The following is a 25,726-nucleotide window of genomic DNA, read 5'->3' on the forward strand; positions in this document are numbered from 1 at the left end:
TTCCAATTTTCTTACGAAATAAATATTCCAGCCTGCCTACATTCTACAATCACAGTCTACATCTTACCATTGCGCCCCATTGAACCCACGACAAATTTCTGCTGCCACCAGATTATCTTACAGCACTTTCCGTTCTCTTTACTTTTTCCATCCCCTATGCTACACTAAACTCATGATTTTAGCTGTATCAAAGGAGTTTTATACATATGAAAAAAGATATGACCGAAGGGCGGGAATGGTCCTCCATCCTGCTCTTTTCCCTGCCCATCATGGGGGCAAACCTGCTGCAGGTTTTGTACAACCTCGCTGACAGCGTGATCGTCGGAAACCTCATCAGCGCGACCGCCCTTGGAGCCGTCGGACTGACCAGCTCCATGACCTGGCTCTTAACCGCCATCTGCACCTCCATCGGTGCCGGTGTCAATATCGCAGTCGCCCAGTATTTCGGTGCCAAAAAAGAGACGGATATACAGGAATCCATCTCCGTCTCCTATCTGATTGCCATAATCGCAAGTATATTTTTAACTGCCGCCTGCTTTCTGACAGCCCGTCCAGTTATTTTCGGCTTTTTGCAGGCACCGGAGGAAATGCGTTTCGACAGTATGGCATACTTTCTGATCTACAGCGGCGGAATTATTTTCCAGTTGCTCTACAATGTCACCTACGGCATCCTGCGGGCACACGGGGATTCGCGCGGCGCACTCATTTTCCTGATGATCTCCGCCGCCCTGAACATCGTGCTGGACTGTGTGTTTATCTCCATCTTTCATATGGGTGTCTCCGGCGCGGCTGCCGCGACCGTGATCGCACAGGCAGGTTCCGCCATCGCCAGTTTCCTGTATCTGCGGCACATTTTCCCGGATCTGCTGCCGAAACGGCGTTATCTCTACGCCTGGAAGGGACAGGGGGCGCTGCTGATGCGCCTGAGTATTCCGATCATGCTGCAGACGGGCGTCAATTCAATCGGCTTCCTCATCCTGCAGCGTCTCATCAACTCCTTCGGCGCTCCCAGCATCGAGGGCTACGCTGCCATGCTGAAGGTCGAACAGCTCGCGCACATCCCGTCCCAGAGCTTTAACGTCGCCATTTCCAGCTTCGCCGGACAGAATATCGGCGCTGAAAAACTGGATCGTGCCCGCCGCGGCTACCGCACCACCATCCTGATGGGCGTCCTGATCAGTATCTCCATCAGTATCGTAGTTCTGCTTTTTGACCGGCCGCTTCTCCAGATCTTCAACATCACCGGAGAGTCCCTGCGGCGCGCAAAGGAACATCTCGACATCCTGATGTTCTTCATCTGGACCAGCACGATCACCAACATCACCTGCGGTTTTCTGCAGGGTGCAGGCGATGTCAAGATCCCGGCAGCTTCCGGCTTCATCAACCTGGGCATCCGCCTCGCGCTCTCCTTCCTGCTGGCGCTCACCCCGGTTGGCTTCCGCTGCTACTATGTGAGCATGCCGCCCGCATGGCTGATCGCCTGCTTCGTAGTTGTGATGCGCTACCGGAGTGGAAAATGGAGGGAGTTTCGGATTGTAAAAGAGTAAAGAAAAGGGATGGAAGAATTCACTTTGGGGGGTGATTTCTTCCATCCTTATTTCGTTTAGAGCTCTTTTTCGCGTTCTATCTATAGAAATTGCTTCTAAAACTTTAGCACACTGCTATCCATAAAACACAAACTCCATTTTTACCATGCACATTCCACTCCACGCGCACACCGCTGCTACCAGTGCACGGTATGTAAACACGATATGGATGTAAGCAGATCTGCGTATGCAATCATAAGCGCATCCGTCCAGTTATCCAGCTGATCCGCATATGTATAACCAACCGCCGCACCTATTCCTTAAACTTTTCCAAAATATTCCTAACTTCATCCACATCTATCTTCATCTGTTCTGCAATCTGGTTTTCTGTATATTTATCTCGATATAATCTATAAATTCCAAACACCCGTTTCTCACCCTGCTTCTGCCCTTCCCTTAATCCTTCCTTCTTACCTTCGGCATACTCTGCCTTCCGAATCAATTCCTTTTCCCGTTTCTCATCATATTCGAAAATACACACCTCTATCGCCTCCGTTCGATTCTTTCTTAGGAAATCAGCCAGTATATTTTCCTCAATACATTCCGTCACAGCCTGCTCTGCCGCCCGGTTTATGTCCTTATACTCTGCCGCATATTTACGAATCTTGTCAACCAGAAGCATATACTCTTTCAACAGGCAGCAAGTTTCCAGAATCCTCTGTTTTTTATCCAGATTAATATTCAATACCTTCACTATCAATTCCAGCTCTGGTTCATCTTCCTTCTGGCAGAATGAATGTGACAGTTTCAGAACACTTTCCGCTTCTCGCTCCTCTTCTCCATTGTAAAATACAACAAAGTGTGGGGTCGGCAATTCCACCAGCGTTGACGCAGACAGCGTTTGATTCCGAATGAGCATCTGGTATTCTTTCGTCACATAAATCAGAAAACATAGCGGCATATTCGGATTCCAGGTTGACTGATGTTCATACAAATTCAACTGCATATCCAGCAAAAATGCCTGGTCATTTTTCATATTCATATAAACAGCATTTTCCAGCGTCACGATCTCCAACTCTTTTGCATCCGTATAATGTGAATGATTTACCGCATTATACAGACTCAACAGATTCTCCCTCGTACTGAAAATCATCCGAAACAACGTGTCCTTGTGATCCCGCCTTACTTTTACAGAATTCCTATTTCTCATTCATTCTCCTTTCTGACAGGAGAATTTCATTTCTTCATCATCCATCGAAAATCTCCTGCTCTTCAATTGTTGTTGACTTGGATAAGCATAAGATTTTCTTAGATTAATTTAGAACATTAGATACATTTGAATAGTTGATAAAGAAAAATATATGCTTGATAGGATAAATGTATCATATTCCCCCAAAGGATGCAAGAGAAATCCTCAATCATACATCAAAATTTGCAAATATTCATTTAGCAGATCAGGAGTACTCCTCTCTCGAAAAGCACCCCTGATCCATTTTTACTCATATTCTGTATTTTTCTTCTTCCCGGACATCCCTGCCATCACAATAATAAACCAGAAAAACGGCTGCCTGCAGTTCATCAACGTAAAACTTTCCGCCAGCAGTGCCAGCACTGCCGCCCGCTGTGCCCGGTCGCAGCGAATCACATTTCTTCCAATCCAGTACACCAAAAAGGTAGTCGGAATCAATCCATACGAAAACCAGACATCAAAAAAGCTGGAATGAATCTCGTTGACATGAAACACATCAAAACACCCGGACTCAAAAGTGCCTCAAATCCATCATATGGAATAAACCGCTCAAAAAATCCCTCTCCGGCTCCGCATAACAGATACTGCGGTTCTAACACCAGTCGTTCTGCGCTTCGATCATAAAGTAAATCATAGATATTTCCATTCGCCAGCTTCCATATCTTCTGTTGAATCCGCGAAAGAAGTGTATAATCCGTCTGGGAAACATCAAAATCCGCTCCCGGCAAAATCAAATACACGCCGACTGCCAGAAGCACCAAAAATGCGGCACCGCCAAACCACCAAACTTTCTTTTGCTTCGAATGACAACATTTATCCCAGAAAAACTGCCATGCAAGCACAGCAAAAAATACCAGTAAACCTACAGACATTCCGGTCGATTTTGCTTTAACAATCAAGAACACACCTACCAGAAACATTCCCCAAAAGCCAATACGCGCTTTCGCCGTATAAACGGCTTTCCGCCAGTACTCCATAAAAAGCACCAGCATCATGATAAAAATGAAAAATGCGAACTGATTCGGGTCGTTAAAAGTTCCCACAAAACGTGATCCGCCCCAGGTTTCATAAAAATATCTGCCACGACCAGAAACAAGTAGCAACACCTGGAAAATCAAGTTGATGCGGCACATCCAGCAAAGTCCGTTCATGAACGACTCCGAATATAAAGTTCGAAATGTCCAGATCAAAAATGCTGAATATATCCAATACAGCGTATGTAAAGGAAAACTTCTATTCAATATCCAAATAAAATAGACTCCATTAATAATTATCGCAAATATCAAGAAGATGAGCCAAGGGAAATCTTCTTGGTACAAAACTTTTCTGCTGTTCTTTCGGACAGCACATAATGTAAGGAGCCCAGAAGCGGTGAAGAAAAGATCGGCTATTCCGATGCTACCGCTAGAAAATTTTGTTCTGTCCCTCTTTTCCAGATGATCGGATTCCCGCATTCAAACGCTTCCTAATGTGCTTTTTTGTTTCATAGGACGCAATTTTCTATGAAACAAAAAGCAAAAAACAGCACCCTGTGTATTTTCTTCTCGAAATACACAGGATGCTGTTTTTTAGCGCAACGGATCAATCTCAATAATCCCGCTTGATTCCGCCCGGATTTTTCACAATTTATTTCATAACAATATTCACAATCCGTCCCGGAACGTAAATTTCTTTTACGATATTTCCAGTCAGCTTGTCCTTGATAGCCTCTTTACCAGCGGCGATAGCATCTTCTTTGGAGATGTCTGCCGGTACGGTGATGGTCGCACGGACTCTGCCGTTGATCTGAACGGCTACCTCTTTCTCGTCATCCTTCATCTTCTCTGCGTCGCACTCCGGCCAGGAAGCGTGGAATACGCTGTCGGTTCCGCCGAGCTCCTGCCACAGCTCTTCACCCAGATGCGGTGCGAACGGTGCCAGCAGGATAGTGAAGGTCTTGAGGGTTTCTTTGTCGATGCCGCCCTCTTTCTTCGCCAGATCGATGAGCTTGTTGTTGTACTCCATGAAACCGGAGATAACGGTATTCAGGCTGAACTGCTCGAAACGCTGCTCAATGTCGAATACCAGTTTGTGGCGCAGTTTAACCATTTCCTTGGTCTCTTTGATGTCTTTGTCCTTGCTGGTCATAACCAGGTTGTAGAAACGGTTCAGGAAACGGGATACGCCCTCGATACCGCGGTCATCCCACTCTGCATCCAGTTCCGGCGGTCCTACGAAAAGCTCATAGAGACGCAGGGAATCGCAGCCGTAGTCGCGTACCAGATCGTCCGGGGATACGACATTTCCTTTCGACTTACTCATCTTGATACCATTCTTACCAGTGATCATACCCTGGTTGAACAGCTTCTTGAACGGCTCGTCGAAGTCAATAACACCGATATCGCACAGGAACTTGGTGTAGAAACGGGAATACAGCAGATGCAGTACTGCATGTTCAACACCGCCGATGTACATATCAACCGGCAGATATTTGTCTGCTTTCTCACGGGATACCAGTTCTTTATCGTTCTTGTTATCTACATAGCGCAGGAAGTACCAGGAAGATCCAGCCCACTGCGGCATGGTGTTTGTCTCACGTTTTGCCGGAGCGCCGCAGCACGGGCAGGTGGTGTTGACCCACTCGTCGATGGCTGCCAGCGGGGATTCGCCGGTACCAGTCGGCTGATAGCTTTCTACCTCCGGAAGTTTTAACGGAAGCTGATCCTCCGGAACCGGTACGTTGCCGCACTTCGGGCAGTGTACGATCGGGATCGGCTCGCCCCAGTAACGCTGACGGGAGAATACCCAGTCACGCAGCTTGTAATTGACTCTCTTGTGACCGATACCTCTCTTCTCAATCATTTCCGGCGCTTCTTTTTTCAGTACGGAAGATTCCATACCATTCCACTCGCCAGAGTTGATCATCGTGCCGGACGCCTCGGTATACGCCTCAGTCATGTTCTCGATCTCTTTGCCATCTTTTGCGATAACCTGGATGATCGGGATATTAAATTTCTTTGCAAACTCGAAGTCACGGTCATCGTGTGCCGGTACGCACATGATAGCGCCGGTACCGTAGTCAGCTAATACATAATCAGACAGCCAGATCGGAACCTTCGCACCGTTGATCGGGTTGATTGCATAAGTTCCGGTAAATACGCCGGTCTTTTCCTTATCCTGCAGACGGTCTACGTTGGAACGCATGGAGGAATCGAAAATGTATTTCTCTACTGCCTCGCGGGTCTCATCGGTTGCCAGGCTCTTTGCCATCGCGTGCTCCGGAGCCAGTACCATGAAAGTTGCACCGTACAGGGTGTCCGGGCGGGTGGTGTAAACGGTGATCTTCTCATCGCGTCCCTCTACGCCGAAATCAACCTCTGCACCGTAAGATTTACCGATCCAGTCAGTCTGCATCTTTTTAACCTTCTCCGGCCAGTCCAGTTTGTCCAGATCATTTAAGAGGCGGTCTGCGTACGCGGTAATCTTGAGCATCCACTGGCGCAAGTTTTTCTTGGTAACCGGGGTACCGCAGCGCTCACAGCAGCCGTTGACAACTTCCTCGTTTGCCAGACCTGTCTTACAGGACGGGCACCAGTTGATCGGGAATTCTTTCTCGTATGCCAGGCCTTTTTTGAACATCTGGACGAAGATCCACTGGGTCCATTTGTAGAATGCCGGATCTGTGGTATTTACTTCCATATCCCAGTCATAGATGGCTGCGATCTCGTTGATCTGACGTTTAATATTTTTAATGTTGGACTCGGTCGAGATAGCCGGGTGTACGCCCATCTTGATCGCGTAGTTCTCTGCCGGCAGACCAAATGCGTCCCAGCCCATCGGATGGATCACGTATTTGCCGCGCAGCAGCTGATAACGGCTCCATACATCTGAAATAACGTAGCCTCTCCAGTGACCAACGTGCAGACCACTTCCGGACGGATATGGGAACATATCCAGGCAGTAATATTTTTCTTTCTTTCCATCGTTTACATTGATGGGATGTTTTTCCCAGTTCTCGCGCCATTTTTTCTCAATGGCGGTATGATTGTACTGTGACATCTTTGTTCCTCCTGTTTTCTGCTTAACCCACGCTGATTTTTTGCTATTTCCTGTCAAAATCCGGCTCCAGTCTCTAAAATGATGATTCATTATTGCAATCGACTGGTCCGTTGGCAGTTGCATAACATCCAACCCTTGCGGACATTCTTTCAATCCGGTAACGTCAAAAACGCCCTGCGTCTCTACATTACCTGTATAGAGACGCAGGGCGAAAATTCCAACTGCGCGGTACCACTCTATTTCACACGGAATCCGTGTGCTCCTCATCGTCCTGTAACGGCGGATGACCGGCTCTGTCTACTCGGGTATTCAAAAACACTTCTTTCAACAGGCTGCTCCCGGACCAGTTCGGCGGCTTCCTTCCGCTGCCTCACACCATCCGGCAGCTCTCTGTAGAAATTTCGCGGCTTACTACTTCCGTTCATTGCATTTGTGCTATCTGGTAGAATAGCATAAATGGGAAGAAATGTCAAGTAACGTGACCTTCTCAAACTTGCACGTGACAGATTCGACGTTCTTTCAATACATGACATTTTCGACAATCTTTCAATCACCGTCAAACCTACACCTGAATCCGCTCTGCCACTTCATCGCCCAGTGCCAGCCGAACCTTTCCATTTCCGATGATCAGACCATCCAGCACACGTCCAAGGACCCGGATACGGCTTCCTTCTTTGATTCCATAGCGCTCCAAAAAGTTCATCACATCCGCATTTCCAAACATCCACTTGATTTCACAGGACTCTCCCGCCTGCACCTTTGCCAACGACTGCATACAACGACCTCCTGACTGATATTCCGCTTTCTGTAACTGTTCAGTACCTTCACAGTCACGCGCAAAAATCCATTAAAAATTGCCTGCGGCAATGGGATTTTTGTCTGCTGGTCCATGTTTTCGTACGGTCAGCGCAGTAAATGCGCAGACCTACTGAACAGTTACCTCTTTCTTTACTATTATTATATACAGTCAGACTATTGTTAGTCAATGGTAATAATTGTTAGTTAATTCTAACAGTATTTAGCCGTTACCGTGAACCATCTCCACACTTCTCCGTCCATCTCCCGACGGATTCTGCCGCGCAGGCGGAGGTAGTCCAGATGCGCCATGCACTCGCCCACCGCGAACCACTTCTGGGACGGTGGAAATTCTTCCCAGCTGGCGGCACGGATCTTCCAGCGCATCTTTCCAGCCGTCTCATATGCCGTCATACCCGGATGTTCGGCAAGCAGCGCCTCCGTCTCCTCCAGACGCCGCTCATGGTGTGCCAGCAGCGCCTCGATGCGCGCCGCATAATCGCCTGTCTTCCGGTGTCCCGGCAGGGCAAGGCGGACCGGATATTTTCTGGCGAGGCGCAGGCTGTCGAGATAGTCACCTAATGAATCCTCCGATTCCAGCCAGGAAGTAATATTCGGCGATATATCAAACAGGATATGATCGCCCGTGAACATGACGCCCTGCTTCTCTGCCCAGAACATCGCATTGCCCGGCGTATGCCCCGGCACGGAGATCATTTCCAGGGTGTAATCTCCTACCGTGTATTTCCAGCCTGCCTCAACCGGAACAAAACGGTCATCTACCTGATCCAGCTTATAGCGGACTGCCGGATTGAGCATCTGCGTTTTCTTCATTTCATCCTCCGGAAATCCCCCGGCACGGAATTGCTCCGCCAGGCGAAGCGGACGCTCTGGTTTAAAACCGTCCTTTAAGATTGCCAGATCGGTTCCGCTGATATAAATGCGGCTGTCCGCCCCTGCCGCCTCCCTGGCGAGTCCCGTGTGATCCGAGTGCAGGTGCGTCAGAAGAATATCCAGCCGATCCGGACTGCTGCCAAGTGTCCGAAGCCCGGCAAACATCGCCTCCCGGCATTCCTCGCGCCGAAATCCGGTGTCAATCAGAAGGTCACGCCCGTTTTCTTTCCCCTTGATCAGGTAACTGTTGAGTTCCCGCAAAGGATTCTGCGGCAATTCCACGCCAATCCGCCAGATTCCCTCTGCCACCTGTTCTACAAGGGCTTCCCTCTTCTCTATGTTCTTTGTGATTTCTTCTCTTTTATTTTCTTTAAGCATATTTTTTCCTTATTGAATCTATTGAATCTCTTTATTTAGCTTGCGACATGTTTCTTCTTACCGCGAGTGCGCATCCCGTGAATCGTTTTGTTGCATCATAGAACAAAGCTTCCCATGACATAACAAAAATCCATGCAGTTTTTTAACCACATGGATCTTCACTTTATTCTCTGCCTTCTGCTTTCTCTTCTCTATGATCCATCGTCCGGAACAGATGTGTGCAAATCAAAATCGCCACCACAATCGACAGATAATCAGCCGCCGGCTGTGCATAGATAACTCCATCCAGGCCAAACATCACATTCAGCACGAAAATCAGCGGAATAAAAATCAGTCCCTGGCGGCAGATCGTAAGAATCAGCGACGGAAGCGCTTTTCCCATTCCCTGGATCGTATTGATGCAGAGGAATAAGATACCAAGGAATGGCGCAGAAAGCTGGAGCGCAACCACCATCTGAATACCATACTGGACAACTTCCGCATCATTAATAAACATCTGAATCATTGTCTTTCTTGCGACAATCATAAACAATGTCAGAATCGTTCCCATAATAACCGATACAAATCCTGTAAATTTGAATACCGACATCAGGCGTTTCTTGTTGCGCGCTCCATAATTATAACCGACCAGCGGCTGGATTCCCACGCAGAGACCAATCTGCAGCAGGACAACAAGCATATTGGATTTCATCGCAACACCCATCGCCGCTACCGGTGTGTCACCGTAGCCGACCAGCGCCTGGTTCAGGATAATATTGGCAAAGCTCATCAGGATGTTATTTAAGGAAGCCGGAATACCGATTCCTGCCACGCCGGAAGCGATTCCATCTCCCATCTTAAAATCACGGAAATGAATCGACAGTGTCGATTTGCCCCGCAGATAATAAGCAATATAGTAAAGACAGGCCGCAATATTGCCGATAATCGTCGCAAGTGCTGCACCGGTCACTCCCCAGCCAAGCGCCAGGATCATGATCGGATCCAAAATAATATTTACTACAGTACCTAACAGGTTTCCGACCATCGATTCCCTCGATGCGCCTTCTCCCCGCAGAATATTCGCAAATGCAGTTGAAAACATAATAAACGGCGCGCCGATTGCAATAATCGCCAGGTACTGTCTCGCAAAACCGATCGTATTTACACTGGCACCGATGAGATGCAGAATGGTTTCCATTCCAAGTACAGACAGGATAGCCACTATCACGCCCAGCCCCAGGGATCCATAGCAGCAGAATGAACTGATATGACATGCCCGATCTTTATGGCGTTCTCCCAGTGCTCTCGATATCGCTGAGCTGCCGCCGATACCGAACAGATGGCCTAATGCCATAAAAATCATAAAGACCGGCGTTGCCAGCGAAACTGCCGCCACCTGCAGCGGATCCTTCGTCTGACCGATGAAAAATGTATCCGCCATGTTATAGATAACAACCACCAGCATGGAAATCATGGTCGGAACCGCCATGGTTGCGACCGCCTTCGGTACGGGTGTTTTTTCAAATAAATCCGTATTTGTTTTCATTTGTCGTAACTCCTCTCTTTCTATATTTGTTGTATTCTTTACAGTCACATTCTCGCGCCGAGCGCGGTCGCTTGCGACATGTTTCTGCTTCGCGCAAGTGCACATCATTGGCACGTTAGTGCCTTTTTGTGTAATAGGGGATTCCAAGGAATTTCCTATTACATAAAAATACAGGCACTTCTGCCTGCTGTGTAAAAGACCAACTCTTATTTATAAACACTTAATTTTATCATAAACACCTATTTTGTCAACTATTTCCGTATTAAACCTATCTTAAACTCATCTTAAAACCCAGCTTAAAAATTGTCTTTTGGAATTGTCTTTGGAAGTTGCAAAAAAGCGCTTTCTGGGATATGATGGAAACTAGAAAATTTTGAATTTCATACCGATGGAGGATTTTTATTATGTCTAACAATTACGCAGGTAAATTTGTGAGCGCTGAGACCGCCGTCAAGGCCGTTCAGCCGGGTGACTGGGTGGATTATGGCTTTGGCGCTGGATTTCCGGAGCTTCTCGACCGTGCGCTGGCAGCACGCAGGGATGAGCTGACCGACGTCAAGATCCGCGGCGGTTTAGTCATCCGCCCGCACATCGAGGTTGTCGAAAGCGACCCGGAGCAGAAAGCATTCAGCTACTACAGCTGGCACATCGGCGATTATGAGCGCAAGCTGCAGACCCGTGGGCTCTGCAAGTTTATGCCGATGATGCTGCGTTCCCTGCCGGAAATGTACCGCCACCACATTCGCGTGGATGTTGCCTTTGTACCGGTTTCCAGACCAGATGCGGACGGCTGCTGCGGACTGGGTATTTCCAACTATGCATGGCGCACCATCTTTGAGAATGCGCGCACCGTCATCTTCGAGATCAATGAGCGCCTCCCGCGCTTACAGGGCGTCGATGGTTCCCACCGTGTCCACCTCTCAGAGGCAGATTTCATCGTCGAGGGCGAGCATGAGCCGCTTCCGATCCGCACCTACCGCGATCCGAGCGCCATTGATATTGAGATTGCCAAACGTGTCGTTGAGGAGATCCCGGACGGCGCTGTCCTCTCCCTGGGAGTCGGCGGCGTTCCGTTTACCGTTGCCAATATGCTGGCACAGTCCGACAAAACCGACCTCGGCTGCCACACCGGCACCATCAGCGATGCTTTTTTAGCCCTCTATAAGGCTGGCAAGCTGACCAACAAGAAGAAGGAGATTGACAACGGTTATTCTACCTGGAACCTTGCCATGGGCTCTCAGGAATTATATGACTGGCTGGATAATGAGCCGCAGCTCTTCCATCCGGCTGACGTCGATTACGTCCACTCCCCGTACCGCATCGGTGAGATGAAAAATGTCATCAGTATCAACGGTGGGGTCGAGCTGGATCTGATGGGACAGGAAAATGCCGAGTCTGCCGGCACCCGACAGCTCTCCGGTATCGGCGGACAGATGGATTTCCTGGAGGGCGCATTCCGCTCCGAGGGAGGCAAGGGCTTTATCTGCCTTGCTTCCACCCACAAGAAAAAAGATGGCTCCTTAAAATCCAACATCGTACCGTTCATTCCGGGCGGCAGCACCGTATCTGCACCGCGTACCATGATTCAGTACGTGGCGACCGAATACGGTATCGCAAAACTGACCGGGCTTACCTTAAAAGAACGAGCGGATGCCATGATCGCCATCGCACACCCGGATTTCCGTGATGAGCTGCGCCGGTATGCGGAGGAGAATTTTAAATAAAAATTGGAAAGATACATCGGAACCGAAACATCAACATTCCATGTTATCTTTGATTATTTGAAAACCAGAATTTTCAACATAGAAAAGCCGTAACCTTATACTTTCGCTCATGAGTTTAATCCCATGGGCGAGTATATCTGATTACGGCTTTTTATTTTTTATGCCTCTTTCTTCGCCCCTATAACAACCATAACCACCATAAACCGGCAGACCAAAATAATCATAGACGCAAAGAGCTGCCACAGCGCGATATGCAGAATCAGGCTGACTGCGTACCCACACAGTGCTGCTCCCATTACCATAGCATATCCACAGCACAGTTCGGAGTGATAGGAATGTCTGGGCGAACCTGCGGTGTAGCTTTCCATCAGTCCATAGAGCACCACATATTCCAGCATACACGGAATCAGCGACCAGATGGTTCCGTCCGGCCGCCTCCAGAACATGGACAGGAAGCTAGAAAAAGCAGTCACCAGCACAAGCGCCGCCCCTGCTGCCCGGTACACTCTCATCTCTTTTACATCCATCTGGAAAAATCCAGCCTGCCGCTCTTTCTGGAGAATCCCGATATATAAAATCAGGAACCCGATGCAGGGCGGCAGCAGCATCACATGGAACAGATTAATATGAATCGAAGCAAGAATCAGACCGGCTAAAATCTTATGATCTCCCGTTTTCACTTAAATGCCTCCTCTTTCAGCAGATATTTCCACACATCAATAAAGCGAAGCTCCCTTCTCTTCCTGTATTCATTTTCAAATGAAAGAACCTGCTCCCCGCCATCTTTGCCGATATATGAAAGCACTGCAACTCCTGAATGAAATACCTGCGGAGACTGGTCTTCCTCTTTGCCAATCCAATGGCTCTGGAACGTCAGCACATCACCCGTTTTTACTGTCAGCCGTTTCGGCTCTTCCCCTTCTTTTTGGGCTGGGATAGGCTCTCCATTTAAGGTCATCGAAAAATTTTCCATCTCCCCGGCTGACGCAATGCAGCCTTTTACTTCGATGGTTCCATCTTTCTGAACGGTGTAAACCTGTGTGGCCGTTCCATCTGAATTGGCGCTGGAACTTGGATTTTCCAGGGCGCTCCCGCCCTCCGGATTTGCAATCAGTACCAGATTACCAATTTTTACGTCCGCTGTGTTTCCATCTGAATAGAGCACCTGCGCCCGCGTCAGGATTCTCCACTGACTGATCCCGTTATGCTGCGGATCTTCAATCGAAAGCGTAGCATCCAGGCGATGAAGCGCATACTGTCCCGCTGACTGGACTGTCTCCCGCATTTCCTGCATTTGAAGTTCAGGCAACTCTGAAAAACGAATTTCTCTCACACAGATCTCATCCGTCACATCCGTCAGATAGGCAAAATTTACCTGTGTATACCATACATCCGAAGTTTCATCTGTCTCATCCACATTTTCTTCCCCTAGTGCATATAAGGACACTGTATTCTCCAATTCCATATTCGCATTCAGGTCTTTCACACCTTTGTCTAAAACTCCAACTTTCACATCGGAATCGGTACTTTCTTCTTCAAGCGCCTCACTTGACACAGATGGAACGATTCCATCCTCCGAAGTTTCTACTCCGTCCAGCCCACAGCCCAGATAGGCCGACTGGCTGTAGTGCAGAAACAGCGGTTCTTTCAGCCGGAACGTATACTGGGCGATCAGACCCGCCAGCAGACAAATAAGCGCCAGCACCAGCCAGATACGCACGATCATCCGCTCCGGGTGTTTCCGAACTGTTTTTGCCTGTTCTTTTACTTCCATGAGTTCCCCGCTTTTCTCATTTTTCTCTATCATAAAAAGGCCACCCACCTGTCTGTATAAGTTGTTCTCTTTGCAACATTATACCTTTTTACAGGTGGGTAGTCTTTTCTATTTTCTTACAATTTATAGCCTTCTTTTTGAAAATTGCAAAAGAACGCAATTCGTAGCAATTTGGCATCCGCATTCACTGCCTTAACCTCTCGCTTGTCCCATCGATAACATTCGCAGCGCTTTGTTCAATTCAAGCACAGCCTATAACCATATCGATCCGAAAGGTCTTCCAGAAAGAGAAAGCCGCCGCTGACAGCCTTGATGAATCGGTATCGAGCCACTCAGCCGCCTGCGGCGGTTTTCTGCTTATTTATATAAGAATATCATATTTTTGACCGAAACGGTAAGCACTTCATCTGCCATTATTCAGCTTCTGCCGCTCTCGCCTCCACTTCTCTCTTCTGTACATCGCCCGGAGCCTGCTCGTAGCGGCTGAACTCATAGGAGAATTCACCGATACCGCCGGTCATGGAACGAAGGTCGGTGTTATAACCAAACAGCTCGGACATCGGGATATCTGCCTCGATGATCTGTTTGCCGTGATGGTTGGAGTTCATACCGAGAACACGACCTCTTCTGCGGTTCAGATCGCCCATAACGTCGCCGGTGAATTTATCCGGAACGGTTACTTTCAGAGATGCGATCGGCTCAAGGAGAACTGGATTCGCTTCCATGAACGCTTTCTTGAATGCCAGCGTCGCTGCCATCTTGAATGCCATCTCGGAGGAGTCAACCGGATGATAAGAACCATCTAACAGGGTTGCTTTCACACCGACAACCGGATATCCAGCCAACGGACCCTTCTGTACGCATTCCTGAATACCTTTCTCAACTGCCGGGAAGTAGTTCTTTGGAACGGCACCGCCAAATACCTTCTCTTCGAATACATATGGTGTCTCCAGATCGCCGGACGGCTCGAAGGACATCTTAACATCGCCGTACTGTCCATGTCCGCCGGACTGTTTCTTATATTTGCCCTGTGCTTCTACTTTCTTGCGAAGTGTCTCGCGGAATGCAAATTTCGGTTTGCTGAGCACAATGTCTACTTTATATCTTGCCTGCAGCTTGCTGACAACGACTTCGAGCTGCTGCTCGCCGATGCCGTAAAGTAAGGTCTGACGGTTCTCGGTATCGCTGACGCTTCTGAGTGTCAGATCTTCGTCCATCATCTTCGCCAGTGCGCTGGAGATCTTGTCCTCATCGCCTTTAGTCTTAGCTGCGTATGCCATGTAGGTATACGGAGTGGAGATCTTCGGTTTGTGGTATACGATCGGAGCCGTGCGGACTGCGATGGTATCGCCGGTCTGGGTGACGTTTAATTTGGCAACTGCGCCGATATCGCCAGCCTTTAATTCCGGAACCTCGATGACATCCTTGCCGCGGAGAACATATACTTTCTGAACTTTCTCTTCAGCATCTTTATTTACATTGTAGATAACGGTATCTGGTTTTAAGGTACCGGTACAAATCTTCATCAGGGAGTATTTGCCGATGAACGGGTCAACCACAGTCTTGAAAACACGTGCCGACAGGGATACATCGTCATTATATTTAGCGGTAAAGCGCTCTGCGGTCGATACATCGACACCGACACACTCGAACTTGTCCGGTGACGGGAAGTATTTATCGATCGCCTGCAGCAAATATGCGAAGCCCTGTGCATTGACACCGGAACCCATCATAACCGGAACGATGTTGCCCTCACTTACGTGCTCACGCAGCGCCTGTGCGATCTCTTCCTGTGTAAATTCTTCACCGGAGAAATAGCGCTCCATATATTCTTCACTCGTCTCTGCCACTGCCTCGATCAGCGCATCACGGATGATGCCGAGGTTCTTCTTGGTGTACTCCGGAATCTCGCATTTCTCATATTCGCTTAAATGGGTGAAACGGCGGCCTTCCATCTTTACCGCATTGACAAAGCCGACAAATTTTTCATTTTCACGGATCGGCACCTGGAACGGCGCGATCTTACGGCCAAACTGTTTCTCCAGTTTTAAGATCAGCTCACGGAAGCTTGCCTGATCGTCATCCATGTTGGTAACGAAGAACAGGCGCGGCAGGTTGTACTCTTCACAGAGTTCCCATGCCTTCTCGGTTCCGACTTCGATGCCAGCCTTGCAGTTTACAACGATGATTGCTGCATCTGCTACACTGATAGCTTCCTCTACTTCTCCCACAAAATCAAAATAGCCAGGGGTATCTAACAGGTTAATCTTGATCGGTCCATCTTCTCCCTGATACTCCAACGGAATCAGCGTGGTGGAGATAGAGAACTGTCTCTTGATTTCTTCTTTATCATAATCGCTGATGGTGGTTCCTTCCGGAACTTTTCCCATTCTCTTGGTAGTACCTGTTACCAGTGCCAGCGCCTCTGCTACCGTTGTCTTGCCGGCACCGCCGTGCCCCAGTAACACTACATTGCGGATTTGTTTTGTCCCATACACGTTCATAGTTAAGTCCTCCCGTCTATTTATTTTGATGTTTTTTTCTTGTATTTTAACCTCTGTTCATATTGTACAAGAAAATAGAGAAAATTTCAAGCAAAACAACACCTTTATACAAAATTTATTCGTTTTATTTTGAAAAGCATTGAAAATGCGACAATTTCCCTGTTCAAAGGCGGTGAAATCAATCGCATTTTCGCAAATTTAGTAATAAACAGATGCAAAAAAATTCTTTTTCACTTCAACGCGTAAAATCGTTGACAAGTGACTTGTTCTATTCTACAATAATTTCTAGTTTCTTTTTTTTACTATACTACTTATGAAAGAGAGCGTAATTGCTATGAATACACCGATTAATCATCTTACCGCCGGTTTCATCGGACTCGGTCTGATCGGCGGCTCTATCGCCAGAGGTTTGAAACGCAGCGCCCCGGATATTCAGATCATGGCTTATATGCGGACCCGCGAAAAATTGGAACAGGCACATGCAGACGGCATTGTTGACCTGATTCTGGACGGCGTGGACGAGCATTTAAGCGAGTGCGACATCATTTTCCTGTGCACACCGGTTGAATTTAATGAATCCTATCTGCGCCAGATCCGGCCGTTCTTAAAGGAAGGCGCGGTTGTGACTGACGTCGGAAGCACCAAGACCAGCATTCATGAGACCGTTGCCGCGCTTGGCATGGAAAGCTGCTTCGTCGGCGGACACCCGATGGCTGGCTCGGAAAAGACCGGCTACGAGAGTTCAACCGACCATTTGCTGGAAAATGCGTACTATATCATTACCCCGACGCCGCACACCCCGGCTTCCTACACCGACCGTATGGTGGAGGTGGCAAAGGCGATCGGTGCGCTGCCCCTGGTGCTGGATTACCATCGTCATGATTTCATTGTCGCGGCGATCAGCCATCTGCCGCACCTCATCGCCTCCAGCCTGGTCAACCTGGTACACGACTGCGACAGCGAGGATCAGATGATGAAACGGCTGGCTGCCGGAGGTTTCAAGGATATCACCCGTATTGCCTCCTCTTCTCCGGTCATGTGGGAACAGATCTGCATGACGAACACAGGCAATATCACTGAGGTGCTGGATCGCTACATTGATTCCCTGACGACATTGCGGGAAGAACTGTCCGACCACCAGTCTAGAGCCATCTACCAGCTGTTTGAGTCCTCCCGCGACTACCGGAATTCGTTTGCAGAAACTCCAAAAGGATCGATACAGCCGGAATACGCCTTCTCCGCCGACGTGGTGGACGAGCCAGGTGCTATCTCCATCATTTCCTCGATCCTCTCCGGCAAAGGAATCAGTATCAAAAATATTGGCATCAGCCACAACCGTGAGCATGGCGAGGGCGCGCTGCGGATCAGCTTCTACGACAAGGCTTCGATGGAAGCGGCGTGGGCGCGTTTGAAGAAATACAATTACACGCTGTTCGCGTAGACTGCAATGTATGTTTCAAACTTAACTTTCAACATTAATGTTTAGGCAGGTACAACTATGAACTCAATGAAATTTACCCATACATCTTCTCTCCGGGGCGAACTGACCGTTCCGGGAGACAAGTCCATCTCCCACCGCAGCGTCATGTTCGGCGCTCTTGCGGACGGACTGACCGAAATTCACGGCTTCCTGCAGGGCGCAGACTGTCTCTCCACGATCTCCTGTTTTTCCAAAATGGGAATCTCGATCGAAAATCAGGGCGAGACCGTTCTCGTCCACGGACGTGGACTGCACGGGCTGACTGCCCCAGACTCCGTTTTAGACTGCGGCAACAGCGGCACCACAACGCGCCTGATCTCCGGCATTCTCTCGGCCCAGAAATTTGACACAACACTGACCGGCGACGCTTCCATCCAGAAACGTCCGATGAAGCGCATCATCGATCCTCTCTCTCAGATGGGCGCAAAGATCGAGAGTGTCAATGGAAATGGTTGCGCGCCGCTCCATATCACCGGCTCACCACTGCACGGCATCCATTATAATTCTCCGGTTGCCTCCGCCCAGGTCAAATCCTCGATTCTGCTGGCAGGTCTGTATGCCGACGGAGAAACCCGCGTGACCGAACCTTACATTTCCCGCGATCACAGTGAACGGATGCTGTCCGCATTCGGCGCAGACATCCACACAGATGGAACCACCGCGATTTTACAGCCGGCAAAACAGCTCTATGGACAGAAAATTCAGGTTCCGGGCGATATCTCCTCCGCTGCCTTCTTTATCGCAGCCGGACTCATCGTACCGGATTCAGAAATCTTAATTAAAAATGTCGGTATCAACCCGACCCGCGACGGCATCCTGCGCGTCTGCAAGGCGATGAACGCGGACGTCGAACTTCTCAATGTAAACACCGCCTCCGGCGAACCGACCGCCGACCTGCTCGTCCGCTCCGGTAAGCTGACTGGAACCGCGATCGAGGGTGCGATCATCCCGACTCTCATCGACGAGCTTCCGGTGATCGCTGCGATGGCGTGCTATGCCGAGGGAACCACCGTCATACACGATGCCGCGGAACTGAAGGTAAAAGAGTCAAACCGCATTGCTGTCATGGTAGAGAATTTAACCGCTATGGGCGCGGATGTGACCGAGACCGAAGATGGCATGATCATCCACGGAGGCAAGCCGCTGCACGGTGCTGTGATCGACAGCAAGAAGGATCACCGCATCGCCATGACCTTCGCCGTTGCCGCACTCGGCGCTTCCGGCGAGACCGAAATTCTGGATGCAGACTGCGTGAACATCTCCTATCCGGGATTCTATGGGGATCTGAAACGGCTGTGTAAATAAAATGTGACTATGCATATTTGAGACAAAAAGGGCAGGAAAAGCTTCAAATCGCTTTCCTGCCCTTTTCTTTTGTCCTACTGCCCATATTTCGCAAAATACCGATCCAGCACCTGTCTTGCGATCGGCGCAGCGACCGCACCGCCGGAACCGGACTCTTCTGCCAGCACGCAGACCGCCACCTTCGGCTTGTCCGCCGGAGCGAAACCGACAAACCAGGAATGTGTCTCCTTACCTGTCTCAAACTCGGCGGAACCGGTTTTTCCGGCCACCGTATAGGATGCCCCCCGCATCGCGGAACCCGTACCAATCTCGACCACCTGGCTCATGAGATGCGTCAGAAACTGTGCGTCATTCGCAGACATCAGGGTTCCATAGGCGGACGGAAGGAACTTCTTGACCGTCTGACCACCCACATTTTCAACATGATCGATCATATATGGCTTCATCAGCGTGCCGCCGTTGGCGATCGCCGATACGATCATCAGGTTATGCAGCGGCGTAATCTGGGTTTTTCCCTGTCCGATCGCGGTCTGAAGCTTTTCCCAGTCATCCGAACTGCCGTCGAGCGAAAATGTGCTCTGGTTGTACGGAAGTGTGTACGGAAGCTCCGAATTAAAGAGCATCTGATTTGCCAGCGCCCGGAATTTTTCTGAATTAATCTGCATTCCAATCTCCGCAAACGCACCGTTGCAGGAATTGGCAAATGCCTGAATCAGGTTCTGCGCCCCGTGTGCCGTCCCGTGGTAACATTTAATCGTATAATCGCCATTCTGGTAAGAGCCATTACAATTATACACATAGTCCTGCCAGGTATTCGGGTTCTCTTTCATATATTCCAGCACCGTCAGCATCTTGAACGTCGATCCCGGCGGATATAAGCCCTGCGTCGCGCGGTTGACTAACTGCGCCTTCGTGTTGTCCGGCGATGTCAACTCTGCCCAGCGCTCATCGACGAGATTCGCATTGAAATTCGGCTGGGAAACCATCGTTAAAATCTTTCCCGTATCCGGTTCCATGACAATCACCGCGCCCCGGTGTTTTCCGATCGCGTCGGATGCCGTCTGCTGCAGATCCACATCGAGCGTCGTAATCACATTGTCGCCCAGATTTTTCTGCCCCTGAAATTCATTGATCGTTTTCTCAATCAGATTCACATGGGAGGAAAGCAGGTAGAAATTCGCCAGCGACTCCAGACCTGTTTTTCCATTTTTGCCGGAATATCCGACCGAATGGACAAACAGATAATCATACGGATAATAGCGTTTCTCGCTTCCGTCACTTGCAACGTTCGTCTGCGCCAGCACCGTTTTATCATTGCTCATAATCGAACCGCGGGTCACCCGGTCTGAGAGGAGATCGAGTCTCGCATTATAAGAGCTGCCGATCACATTTTCACTCTTAAACTGGATAAACCAGCCAAAATAAACGGCCATCGCGATAAAGAGCGCCGCAATCCCATAGGTCAGCCACAGAATATGACGGTTTGAACGCGCTCTCGCATTTTCAGTTCTTTCCATTTCATCCTTCTGCCTCATCAAACTGCTGCTCCTCCTCTTCTTCCTCATTCCGTTTCAGGACATATAGTCCCTGTATCACGCCAAACAGGATAAATGTGCTGAGAATCGAACTGCCTCCATAACTGACAAGCGGCAGCGTCACGCCGGTAGACGGAATGAATTTCGTCACGCCGCCGATCGTCAGGAACACCTGCACCACATACTCAATTCCCAGACCAAACGCGATCAGCTTGTAAAATAATGCCTGCATCCGGGTCGCAATCAGCATGAACTGCATGAAACAGCCCAGACAGATCAGGAGAATACAGAGCGCATAGATGCCGCCCAGCTCCTCCGAGATCGCCGCGAAAATGAAGTCCTTCTCAACAACCGGGATCTTCTTCGGCATCCCCTGGTAAAGTCCCATGCCAAACCAGCCGCCTGTGCCGATCGCAAAGAGCGCCTGCGTAACCTGATATCCTTTTCCTGCGATGTCACTCCACGGATCCTGCCATGCTTCCACGCGGACACGCACATGCGAAAACAGCTTATACGCCAGCATCGCAGCCGCACAGCCGCTTCCAAGACCGCCTGCCAGATACAGCCAGTTGGAGGTTGCAATAAACAGCATCAGGACATAGGCGAGGAAAAAAATCAGCGCACTTCCCAGATCCTTGGATAACACCAGAATCAACACGTGCGCCGCCGCCACGCCGGTCGTGATCGCCACATTTTTAAACTCCGTTGAGCGGTAAAACATCGTCGCCACGAAGAATACAAAGCTGATCTTAACAAACTCGGACGGCTGGAACGAAAATCCGCCGATACTGATCGAAAGCTGCGCGCCGAAGCTGGTATTGCCGATCACACAGACAACCAGCAGCAGCGCCAGACCTATCAGGCCGTACACCCACGGTATCTTAGCGAGCTGCCAGGTTCTATCTATCACATATGGTATAATCATTGTGATAACCGCTGCAACTGCCATGATGATAAACTGGCGGACCGCCTTGTCCATCGAGATGCGCGTCAGCATGATAAAACTGGTGCACAGAAGCATACACGTGTTGTTCAGCAACAGTCTCGACGCATTCCGGTAAAACAGCCGGTATAAGAGCTGGTACAGGACAAAAAAGACAAGCTGCGCGCCGAAAAACAGCACAACTGCCTCATCCTCGGTTTGTAGATAAATGATCGTACCCGACAGAAGAAATATCAAAAACAGCGGTACATTCTGCAGACGACAGAGCCGGAGTTTCGACTCGTCATCCGGCAGTGAAAAAAAGCGGAAATTATAATATGTATAAATCAGTATCAGCAATATCATCAGATACCTGGACATCGTTGTCACAAGATTTATCATGGTGATCCTCCTTTTCATGTGTACCCGGAAGATTCCCGGTACACACGCTACTCTACGCCCCTCTTAAAATGACCTCTTGTAAATTCGCCCTCCAGCTCCACCGGTTCCTGATGGAGGAAGGTCTTCACGTAGGCATCCAGCACTTCCCCGGTCTGTGCCGCACTCTCCGACGTAAATGCCAGACGCAGCACCTCCGGCTGCAGGCGGTCTATCTGCTTTTTATCCTTCAAAAGCGACAGGGGGCTGGAATTGTAGATCGTATTGCAGCAGAAACGGCACTGGTTCCTTACCGGAAATACCTTCTTTTTGCGATCCCGCAGATACAGATATTCCGGACATTTACTGCATCCTTCCACTGTTTTCCGGATGCACTGGGCGGTTACCATGACCGGGATCGAACCATATACGAGAAGTTCCCGTTCCCGGCTGTCGCGCGCCTCCAACTCCCGGCTGTTGAGCTCGACCGGAAGGGTAAAACGCATCGAAAGCTCCGGCGCCATCTCCCGCACAAAATCCTCCGCCCGGTGATTCATCGTATAAATACCATAATCCATCACAAGCGGGATGGAAATCTTCCACTCGCGCACCAGTTCCAGCTCTTCCCATGCCCGGATGACAAGACCGTCAAATCCCGCCGATTCCAGCCTGGAACGATGTGTTTCAAAATATTCCTTTGCCCGATCGCGGAAAATATGCGGCATTACCAAAAGACACTGCTTGTCTGCCTCATGGCAGCGCGATACCCATTCGTTCCACTGTTCGACGCCAAATTCAGCACTATCCAGATAGATGGCTCCGACTTCCGGTACGGATAACGCCACTTTTAACTGTGCCGGGTGTTCGACCGAAACGTGGATGTGGTACAGAGCTGTTTTATTCCCTTTTTTATTCTCAAACAGCATTTTCTGGCTCTGTACAGGTAAACCCGCTGTGAGTTCAACGTCCTGAGCCGGGCTGGTTTTTTCTGATTCCGAACCTGTCTGGTTATTTTCTTCCAGATTCTTTTCTTCCGGATTTTGCCACCCTTTTCCTGTCCCGCACGCCCTATTTTCCGGTATCTCCCGGCGGTATGGACGCAGTATCTCCTCGGTCAGCTGCTCAAACGCAGAGCGGCGGAGTTCATTTAACTCCTGCACCGGCACAAAGGGGCTGCCGCCTGTCTCCACTTCCAGATTTTCAAAATAATACGGCGTATTTCCCGTTTTTCCGAGCTGTTTCTCAATCCGTTCCTTGCTCATCGGCTGTTTCACTGCCGTCTGGACAACTGCTCCGATTCCGCCTGCCATCCGGCTTTCTCCCGTCAGCGGATCTTCGTATTGAAGCGTCAGCTGCAGCGGTTCGCCTTCACAGACACGCGCAAACCCCTGAACCGGTTCTTTCACCTCTGCTTCCACATACGTTTTGTCCAGATACTGGTAAAGTTCCCGGTTTTCCTGGCGGAATGCCGGTTTCTCATGGCAGACCACCATATCGCGTCCATTGTGCTCGGTATAATAGCCTAACGTCTGACCGCCGCGGTCAAACAGATCCAGCAGCTCCTTTCGGTCTTTCGGGTCAACCCGGTAACCTTTTCTGCCATTCTTTAAATATAAATCTACGTATTTCCGGTACAGGCGCACCACGCCTGCCGTATAGCGCGGACTCTTCATGCGCCCCTCGATTTTCAAGGAATAAACGCCTGCTTCCAGAATATCCGGCAAAATATCCAGCGTACAAAGATCCTTGAGACTGAGCACATACTTGGAATCGCCCGGATTTAACACGCCATTTTCTTTCTTTTTGTTTTTGTTTTCATTCGGGTTGTTCTCATCCAGCCGCCGAAGGACATCAAACGGAAGCCGGCAGGTCTGAGCGCATCGTCCCCGGTTGCCGCTTCTGCCGCCGATCAGGCTGCTGAACAGGCATTGTCCCGAATAACAGTAACAGAGAGCCCCGTGAACAAAGCTCTCTATCTCCACGCCCGTCTCCTGATAAATGCGGCGTATCTCTTCCAATGAAAGTTCACGCGCTGTGACGATGCGGACCGCGCCCATCCTCGTCATAAGCGCCGCGCCCTCCGGTCCGGTAATCGTCATCTGTGTGCTCGCATGAACCGGCAAATCCGGAAAATACTCCCGGATATAAGAAAATACCCCCATGTCCTGCACGATCACGGCATCCAGTCCCGCCTGGTAATACGGAAGCAGATAGTCGTATAAGTCATCCATCTCGTCTTCCTTTACCAGCGTATTGACCGTCATATAAAGCTGGCGCCCATGCAGATGCACGTAGTTGATCGCTTCCAGCATCCCCGTTTCATCCGGATTTTCCGCATATGCCCTGGCTCCGAAACGGCTGCCGCCCATATAGACTGCGTCCGCCCCCGCAGCAACCGCCGCTTTCATGCTATCGAAGGGACCCGCCGGTGCCAGAATTTCCACCTTTTTTTTCATATCATTTCACCCATTATAACCGCAGAATTGCATCTTTCAGTTCCACCGTTCCCTGTCTCTTGGGAAATGGCTTCCGCTTCATATATGCCTCCACCTGTGCCTGACGGACAGCTGCCAGTTCCTCACGTGCTGCCCCTGCCTCCTGGAGGCTCTCTTCCAGATCTTTCTTTATCGTCTGTTTTTCCTGCTCCAGCTGGCTCAGCTGCTCTTTTACACTTTGTTTTTCCTGTTCCGTCTGCATCAGACGTGCTTCCAGCTGCGATTTTTCCGTCTGCACAGCTGTCGCCGCCTGTCTTGCTTCTTCAAGCTGTTGTTTGAGAATCTCCAGCTTGTCCTGCAAAGAAGCGATTTCACTCTGGGATGACTCGACCGCCAGACGCTGATCTTCTGCCTCCTGCTTCCAAACCTCTGCTTCTCCACGGAAATCGTTTGCTTCCTTCTTTGCATCCGCAATCTGTTCCAATGCCTCTTTCTTTGCAGCTTCTGTCTGCTCCGCCCTGGCAGCGCGATCCTGGGCTGCTTTTTCCGCGGATTCCACGCGCTCCTGTACCTCTCTCTTCGCACGTTCAATCTGCTCCTGCGCTTCTTTTCTTGCAGACTCAACCTGTTCCTGTGCTGTTTTCTTCACAGCCTCGATCTGTCCCTGCGTTTCTTTTCTTGCAGACTCAACCTGTTCCTGTGCTGTTTTCTTCACAGCCTCGATCTGCCCCTGCGCTTCTTTTCTTGCAGACTCAACCTGTTCCTGTGCTGTTTTCTTCACAGCCTCGATCTGCTCCTGCGCTTCTTTTTTCACACGCTCGATCTGTGCCTGTACCTCATTTTTAGCAGCTTCCGCCTGCTCAGCTGCCTCTTTTGCCGCCTTCTTTGCCGTCTCCAGTTCTTCCTCGCTGACGGTGCGCTCATTGCGGAGACTCTCGAGTTTCATCTGGGTGCTGACCATCTCATGTTTCAGACGGTATGTCTCTTTTTCCATGCTCTCTTTGTCGGATGCAAGTGCCTTCGCACTCTCTTTTTCTTTAAAATAATCATCCGCCAAATTCAGATAAGTCATAATACTCTGGTAGTCTTCCGGCATTTTCAAAAATCCCGGCTGCGCCTTGAGCTGGAAAATCTTCCCATTCAGATACGTGGCAATCTGCTGTACATATCCTTCCGTCTCACTGCCGCCCAGGCTATACACTTTTCCATCAATTAATACATCTATATACTGTTTTGCCATCGCATTCTCTTCTTTCTATCTATA

18 protein-coding genes and 1 other annotated feature are annotated in these 25,726 nt (G+C 49.5%); of the genes, 4 read left to right on the forward strand and 14 right to left on the reverse strand.

Features of this window, described 5'->3' with window-relative positions; translation table 11 throughout:
* The first annotated feature begins 206 nt into the window (after positions 1 to 206).
* Positions 207 to 1,547, forward strand: a complete 1,341-nt coding sequence (locus tag DXD12_RS07835) for an MATE family efflux transporter (protein WP_118638014.1) — start codon at positions 207 to 209, stop codon at positions 1,545 to 1,547.
* Positions 1,548 to 1,839: 292 nt separating this feature from the next.
* On the opposite strand, the gene DXD12_RS07840 is transcribed toward DXD12_RS07835, so the two are convergent.
* The 7 genes from DXD12_RS07840 to DXD12_RS07865 form a co-directional block, all read right to left on the reverse strand.
* A complete protein-coding gene (locus tag DXD12_RS07840) occupies positions 1,840 to 2,736 on the reverse strand; it encodes a transposase (RefSeq protein ID WP_118638016.1) in 897 nt (298 codons plus the stop codon).
* 285 nt (positions 2,737 to 3,021) lie between these two features.
* Complete coding sequence (locus DXD12_RS15285; protein ID WP_182457043.1) at positions 3,022 to 3,171, reverse strand: hypothetical protein; 150 nt, start codon at positions 3,169 to 3,171, stop codon at positions 3,022 to 3,024.
* A gap of 38 nt (positions 3,172 to 3,209) precedes the next feature.
* Positions 3,210 to 4,229, reverse strand: coding sequence for a hypothetical protein (locus tag DXD12_RS07845; protein ID WP_147354017.1), 1,020 nt, complete (start codon positions 4,227 to 4,229; stop codon positions 3,210 to 3,212).
* Between the two features lie 172 nt (positions 4,230 to 4,401).
* Complete coding sequence (gene leuS / locus DXD12_RS07850) at positions 4,402 to 6,813, reverse strand: leucine--tRNA ligase (protein ID WP_022360162.1); 2,412 nt, start codon at positions 6,811 to 6,813, stop codon at positions 4,402 to 4,404.
* Between the two features lie 195 nt (positions 6,814 to 7,008).
* Positions 7,009 to 7,247 (reverse strand) — a binding site (T-box leader).
* A 128-nt stretch (positions 7,248 to 7,375) separates the two neighbouring features.
* Complete coding sequence (locus DXD12_RS07855) at positions 7,376 to 7,588, reverse strand: ferrous iron transport protein A (protein WP_022360163.1); 213 nt, start codon at positions 7,586 to 7,588, stop codon at positions 7,376 to 7,378.
* A 233-nt stretch (positions 7,589 to 7,821) separates the two neighbouring features.
* On the reverse strand, positions 7,822 to 8,880 hold the full coding sequence (locus tag DXD12_RS07860) for an MBL fold metallo-hydrolase (RefSeq protein ID WP_118638020.1): 1,059 nt from the start codon (positions 8,878 to 8,880) through the stop codon (positions 7,822 to 7,824).
* Positions 8,881 to 9,043: 163 nt separating this feature from the next.
* A complete protein-coding gene (locus DXD12_RS07865; RefSeq protein ID WP_118638022.1) occupies positions 9,044 to 10,405 on the reverse strand; it encodes an MATE family efflux transporter in 1,362 nt (453 codons plus the stop codon).
* 404 nt (positions 10,406 to 10,809) lie between these two features.
* Here DXD12_RS07865 and DXD12_RS07870 point away from each other — a divergent pair, with 404 nt between their 5' ends.
* On the forward strand, positions 10,810 to 12,129 hold the full coding sequence (locus tag DXD12_RS07870) for an acetyl-CoA hydrolase/transferase C-terminal domain-containing protein (RefSeq protein ID WP_118638024.1): 1,320 nt from the start codon (positions 10,810 to 10,812) through the stop codon (positions 12,127 to 12,129).
* Between the two features lie 158 nt (positions 12,130 to 12,287).
* Here DXD12_RS07870 and DXD12_RS07875 read toward each other — a convergent pair whose 3' ends face one another.
* The 3 genes from DXD12_RS07875 to DXD12_RS07885 form a co-directional block, all read right to left on the reverse strand.
* Complete coding sequence (locus DXD12_RS07875) at positions 12,288 to 12,809, reverse strand: hypothetical protein (protein WP_107001643.1); 522 nt, start codon at positions 12,807 to 12,809, stop codon at positions 12,288 to 12,290.
* A complete protein-coding gene (locus tag DXD12_RS07880; RefSeq protein WP_118638026.1) occupies positions 12,806 to 13,936 on the reverse strand; it encodes a hypothetical protein in 1,131 nt (376 codons plus the stop codon). Before DXD12_RS07880 ends, DXD12_RS07875 begins: the two co-directional genes overlap by 4 nt.
* A 380-nt stretch (positions 13,937 to 14,316) precedes the next feature.
* Entirely contained in the window at positions 14,317 to 16,407 is a 2,091-nt protein-coding gene (locus DXD12_RS07885; RefSeq protein WP_118467340.1) for an elongation factor G, read from the reverse strand.
* Between the two features lie 334 nt (positions 16,408 to 16,741).
* On the opposite strand from DXD12_RS07885, the gene DXD12_RS07890 reads away from it, so the two are divergent.
* Positions 16,742 to 17,848, forward strand: a complete 1,107-nt coding sequence (locus tag DXD12_RS07890) for a prephenate dehydrogenase (RefSeq protein WP_118492045.1) — start codon at positions 16,742 to 16,744, stop codon at positions 17,846 to 17,848.
* Positions 17,849 to 17,914: 66 nt separating this feature from the next.
* A complete protein-coding gene (aroA, locus tag DXD12_RS07895; RefSeq protein ID WP_118638257.1) occupies positions 17,915 to 19,192 on the forward strand; it encodes a 3-phosphoshikimate 1-carboxyvinyltransferase in 1,278 nt (425 codons plus the stop codon).
* 74 nt (positions 19,193 to 19,266) lie between these two features.
* Here aroA and DXD12_RS07900 read toward each other — a convergent pair whose 3' ends face one another.
* The 4 genes from DXD12_RS07900 to DXD12_RS15290 are packed head-to-tail and all read right to left on the reverse strand — an operon-like array spanning position 19,267 to position 25,702.
* Positions 19,267 to 20,727 (reverse strand): penicillin-binding transpeptidase domain-containing protein, encoded by a 1,461-nt coding sequence (locus DXD12_RS07900; protein WP_118638028.1) that lies wholly within the window; start codon positions 20,725 to 20,727, stop codon positions 19,267 to 19,269.
* Entirely contained in the window at positions 20,711 to 22,051 is a 1,341-nt protein-coding gene (locus tag DXD12_RS07905; protein WP_117795001.1) for an FtsW/RodA/SpoVE family cell cycle protein, read from the reverse strand. Before DXD12_RS07905 ends, DXD12_RS07900 begins: the two co-directional genes overlap by 17 nt.
* 47 nt (positions 22,052 to 22,098) lie before the next feature.
* Positions 22,099 to 24,483: a DUF3656 domain-containing protein gene (locus tag DXD12_RS07910; RefSeq protein WP_118638030.1), complete on the reverse strand. Its 2,385-nt coding sequence runs from the start codon at positions 24,481 to 24,483 to the stop codon at positions 22,099 to 22,101.
* 13 nt (positions 24,484 to 24,496) lie between these two features.
* On the reverse strand, positions 24,497 to 25,702 hold the full coding sequence (locus DXD12_RS15290; protein WP_182457044.1) for a cell division protein ZapA: 1,206 nt from the start codon (positions 25,700 to 25,702) through the stop codon (positions 24,497 to 24,499).
* Positions 25,703 to 25,726: the final 24 nt, after the last annotated feature.

It is taken from the genome of Clostridium sp. TF11-13AC (assembly GCF_003481065.1).
GTDB classification, from domain to species: domain Bacteria; phylum Bacillota; class Clostridia; order Lachnospirales; family Lachnospiraceae; genus Otoolea; species Otoolea fessa.

What these genes read in the sequence shown, in the direction of transcription:
- DXD12_RS07835 (WP_118638014.1), top strand. Translation starts at nt 207, where the DNA reads ATGAAAAAAGATATGACCGAAGGGCGGGAATGGTCCTCCATCCTGCTC.
- DXD12_RS07840 (WP_118638016.1), bottom strand. Translation starts at nt 2,736, where the DNA reads ATGAGAAATAGGAATTCTGTAAAAGTAAGGCGGGATCACAAGGACACG.
- DXD12_RS07845 (WP_147354017.1), bottom strand. Translation starts at nt 4,229, where the DNA reads ATGCGGGAATCCGATCATCTGGAAAAGAGGGACAGAACAAAATTTTCT.
- leuS (WP_022360162.1), bottom strand. Translation starts at nt 6,813, where the DNA reads ATGTCACAGTACAATCATACCGCCATTGAGAAAAAATGGCGCGAGAAC.
- DXD12_RS07855 (WP_022360163.1), bottom strand. Translation starts at nt 7,588, where the DNA reads ATGCAGTCGTTGGCAAAGGTGCAGGCGGGAGAGTCCTGTGAAATCAAG.
- DXD12_RS07860 (WP_118638020.1), bottom strand. Translation starts at nt 8,880, where the DNA reads ATGCTTAAAGAAAATAAAAGAGAAGAAATCACAAAGAACATAGAGAAG.
- DXD12_RS07865 (WP_118638022.1), bottom strand. Translation starts at nt 10,405, where the DNA reads ATGAAAACAAATACGGATTTATTTGAAAAAACACCCGTACCGAAGGCG.
- DXD12_RS07870 (WP_118638024.1), top strand. Translation starts at nt 10,810, where the DNA reads ATGTCTAACAATTACGCAGGTAAATTTGTGAGCGCTGAGACCGCCGTC.
- DXD12_RS07880 (WP_118638026.1), bottom strand. Translation starts at nt 13,936, where the DNA reads ATGATAGAGAAAAATGAGAAAAGCGGGGAACTCATGGAAGTAAAAGAA.
- DXD12_RS07885 (WP_118467340.1), bottom strand. Translation starts at nt 16,407, where the DNA reads ATGAACGTGTATGGGACAAAACAAATCCGCAATGTAGTGTTACTGGGG.
- DXD12_RS07890 (WP_118492045.1), top strand. Translation starts at nt 16,742, where the DNA reads ATGAATACACCGATTAATCATCTTACCGCCGGTTTCATCGGACTCGGT.
- aroA (WP_118638257.1), top strand. Translation starts at nt 17,915, where the DNA reads ATGAAATTTACCCATACATCTTCTCTCCGGGGCGAACTGACCGTTCCG.
- DXD12_RS07900 (WP_118638028.1), bottom strand. Translation starts at nt 20,727, where the DNA reads ATGAGGCAGAAGGATGAAATGGAAAGAACTGAAAATGCGAGAGCGCGT.
- DXD12_RS07905 (WP_117795001.1), bottom strand. Translation starts at nt 22,051, where the DNA reads ATGATAAATCTTGTGACAACGATGTCCAGGTATCTGATGATATTGCTG.
- DXD12_RS07910 (WP_118638030.1), bottom strand. Translation starts at nt 24,483, where the DNA reads ATGAAAAAAAAGGTGGAAATTCTGGCACCGGCGGGTCCCTTCGATAGC.
- DXD12_RS15290 (WP_182457044.1), bottom strand. Translation starts at nt 25,702, where the DNA reads ATGGCAAAACAGTATATAGATGTATTAATTGATGGAAAAGTGTATAGC.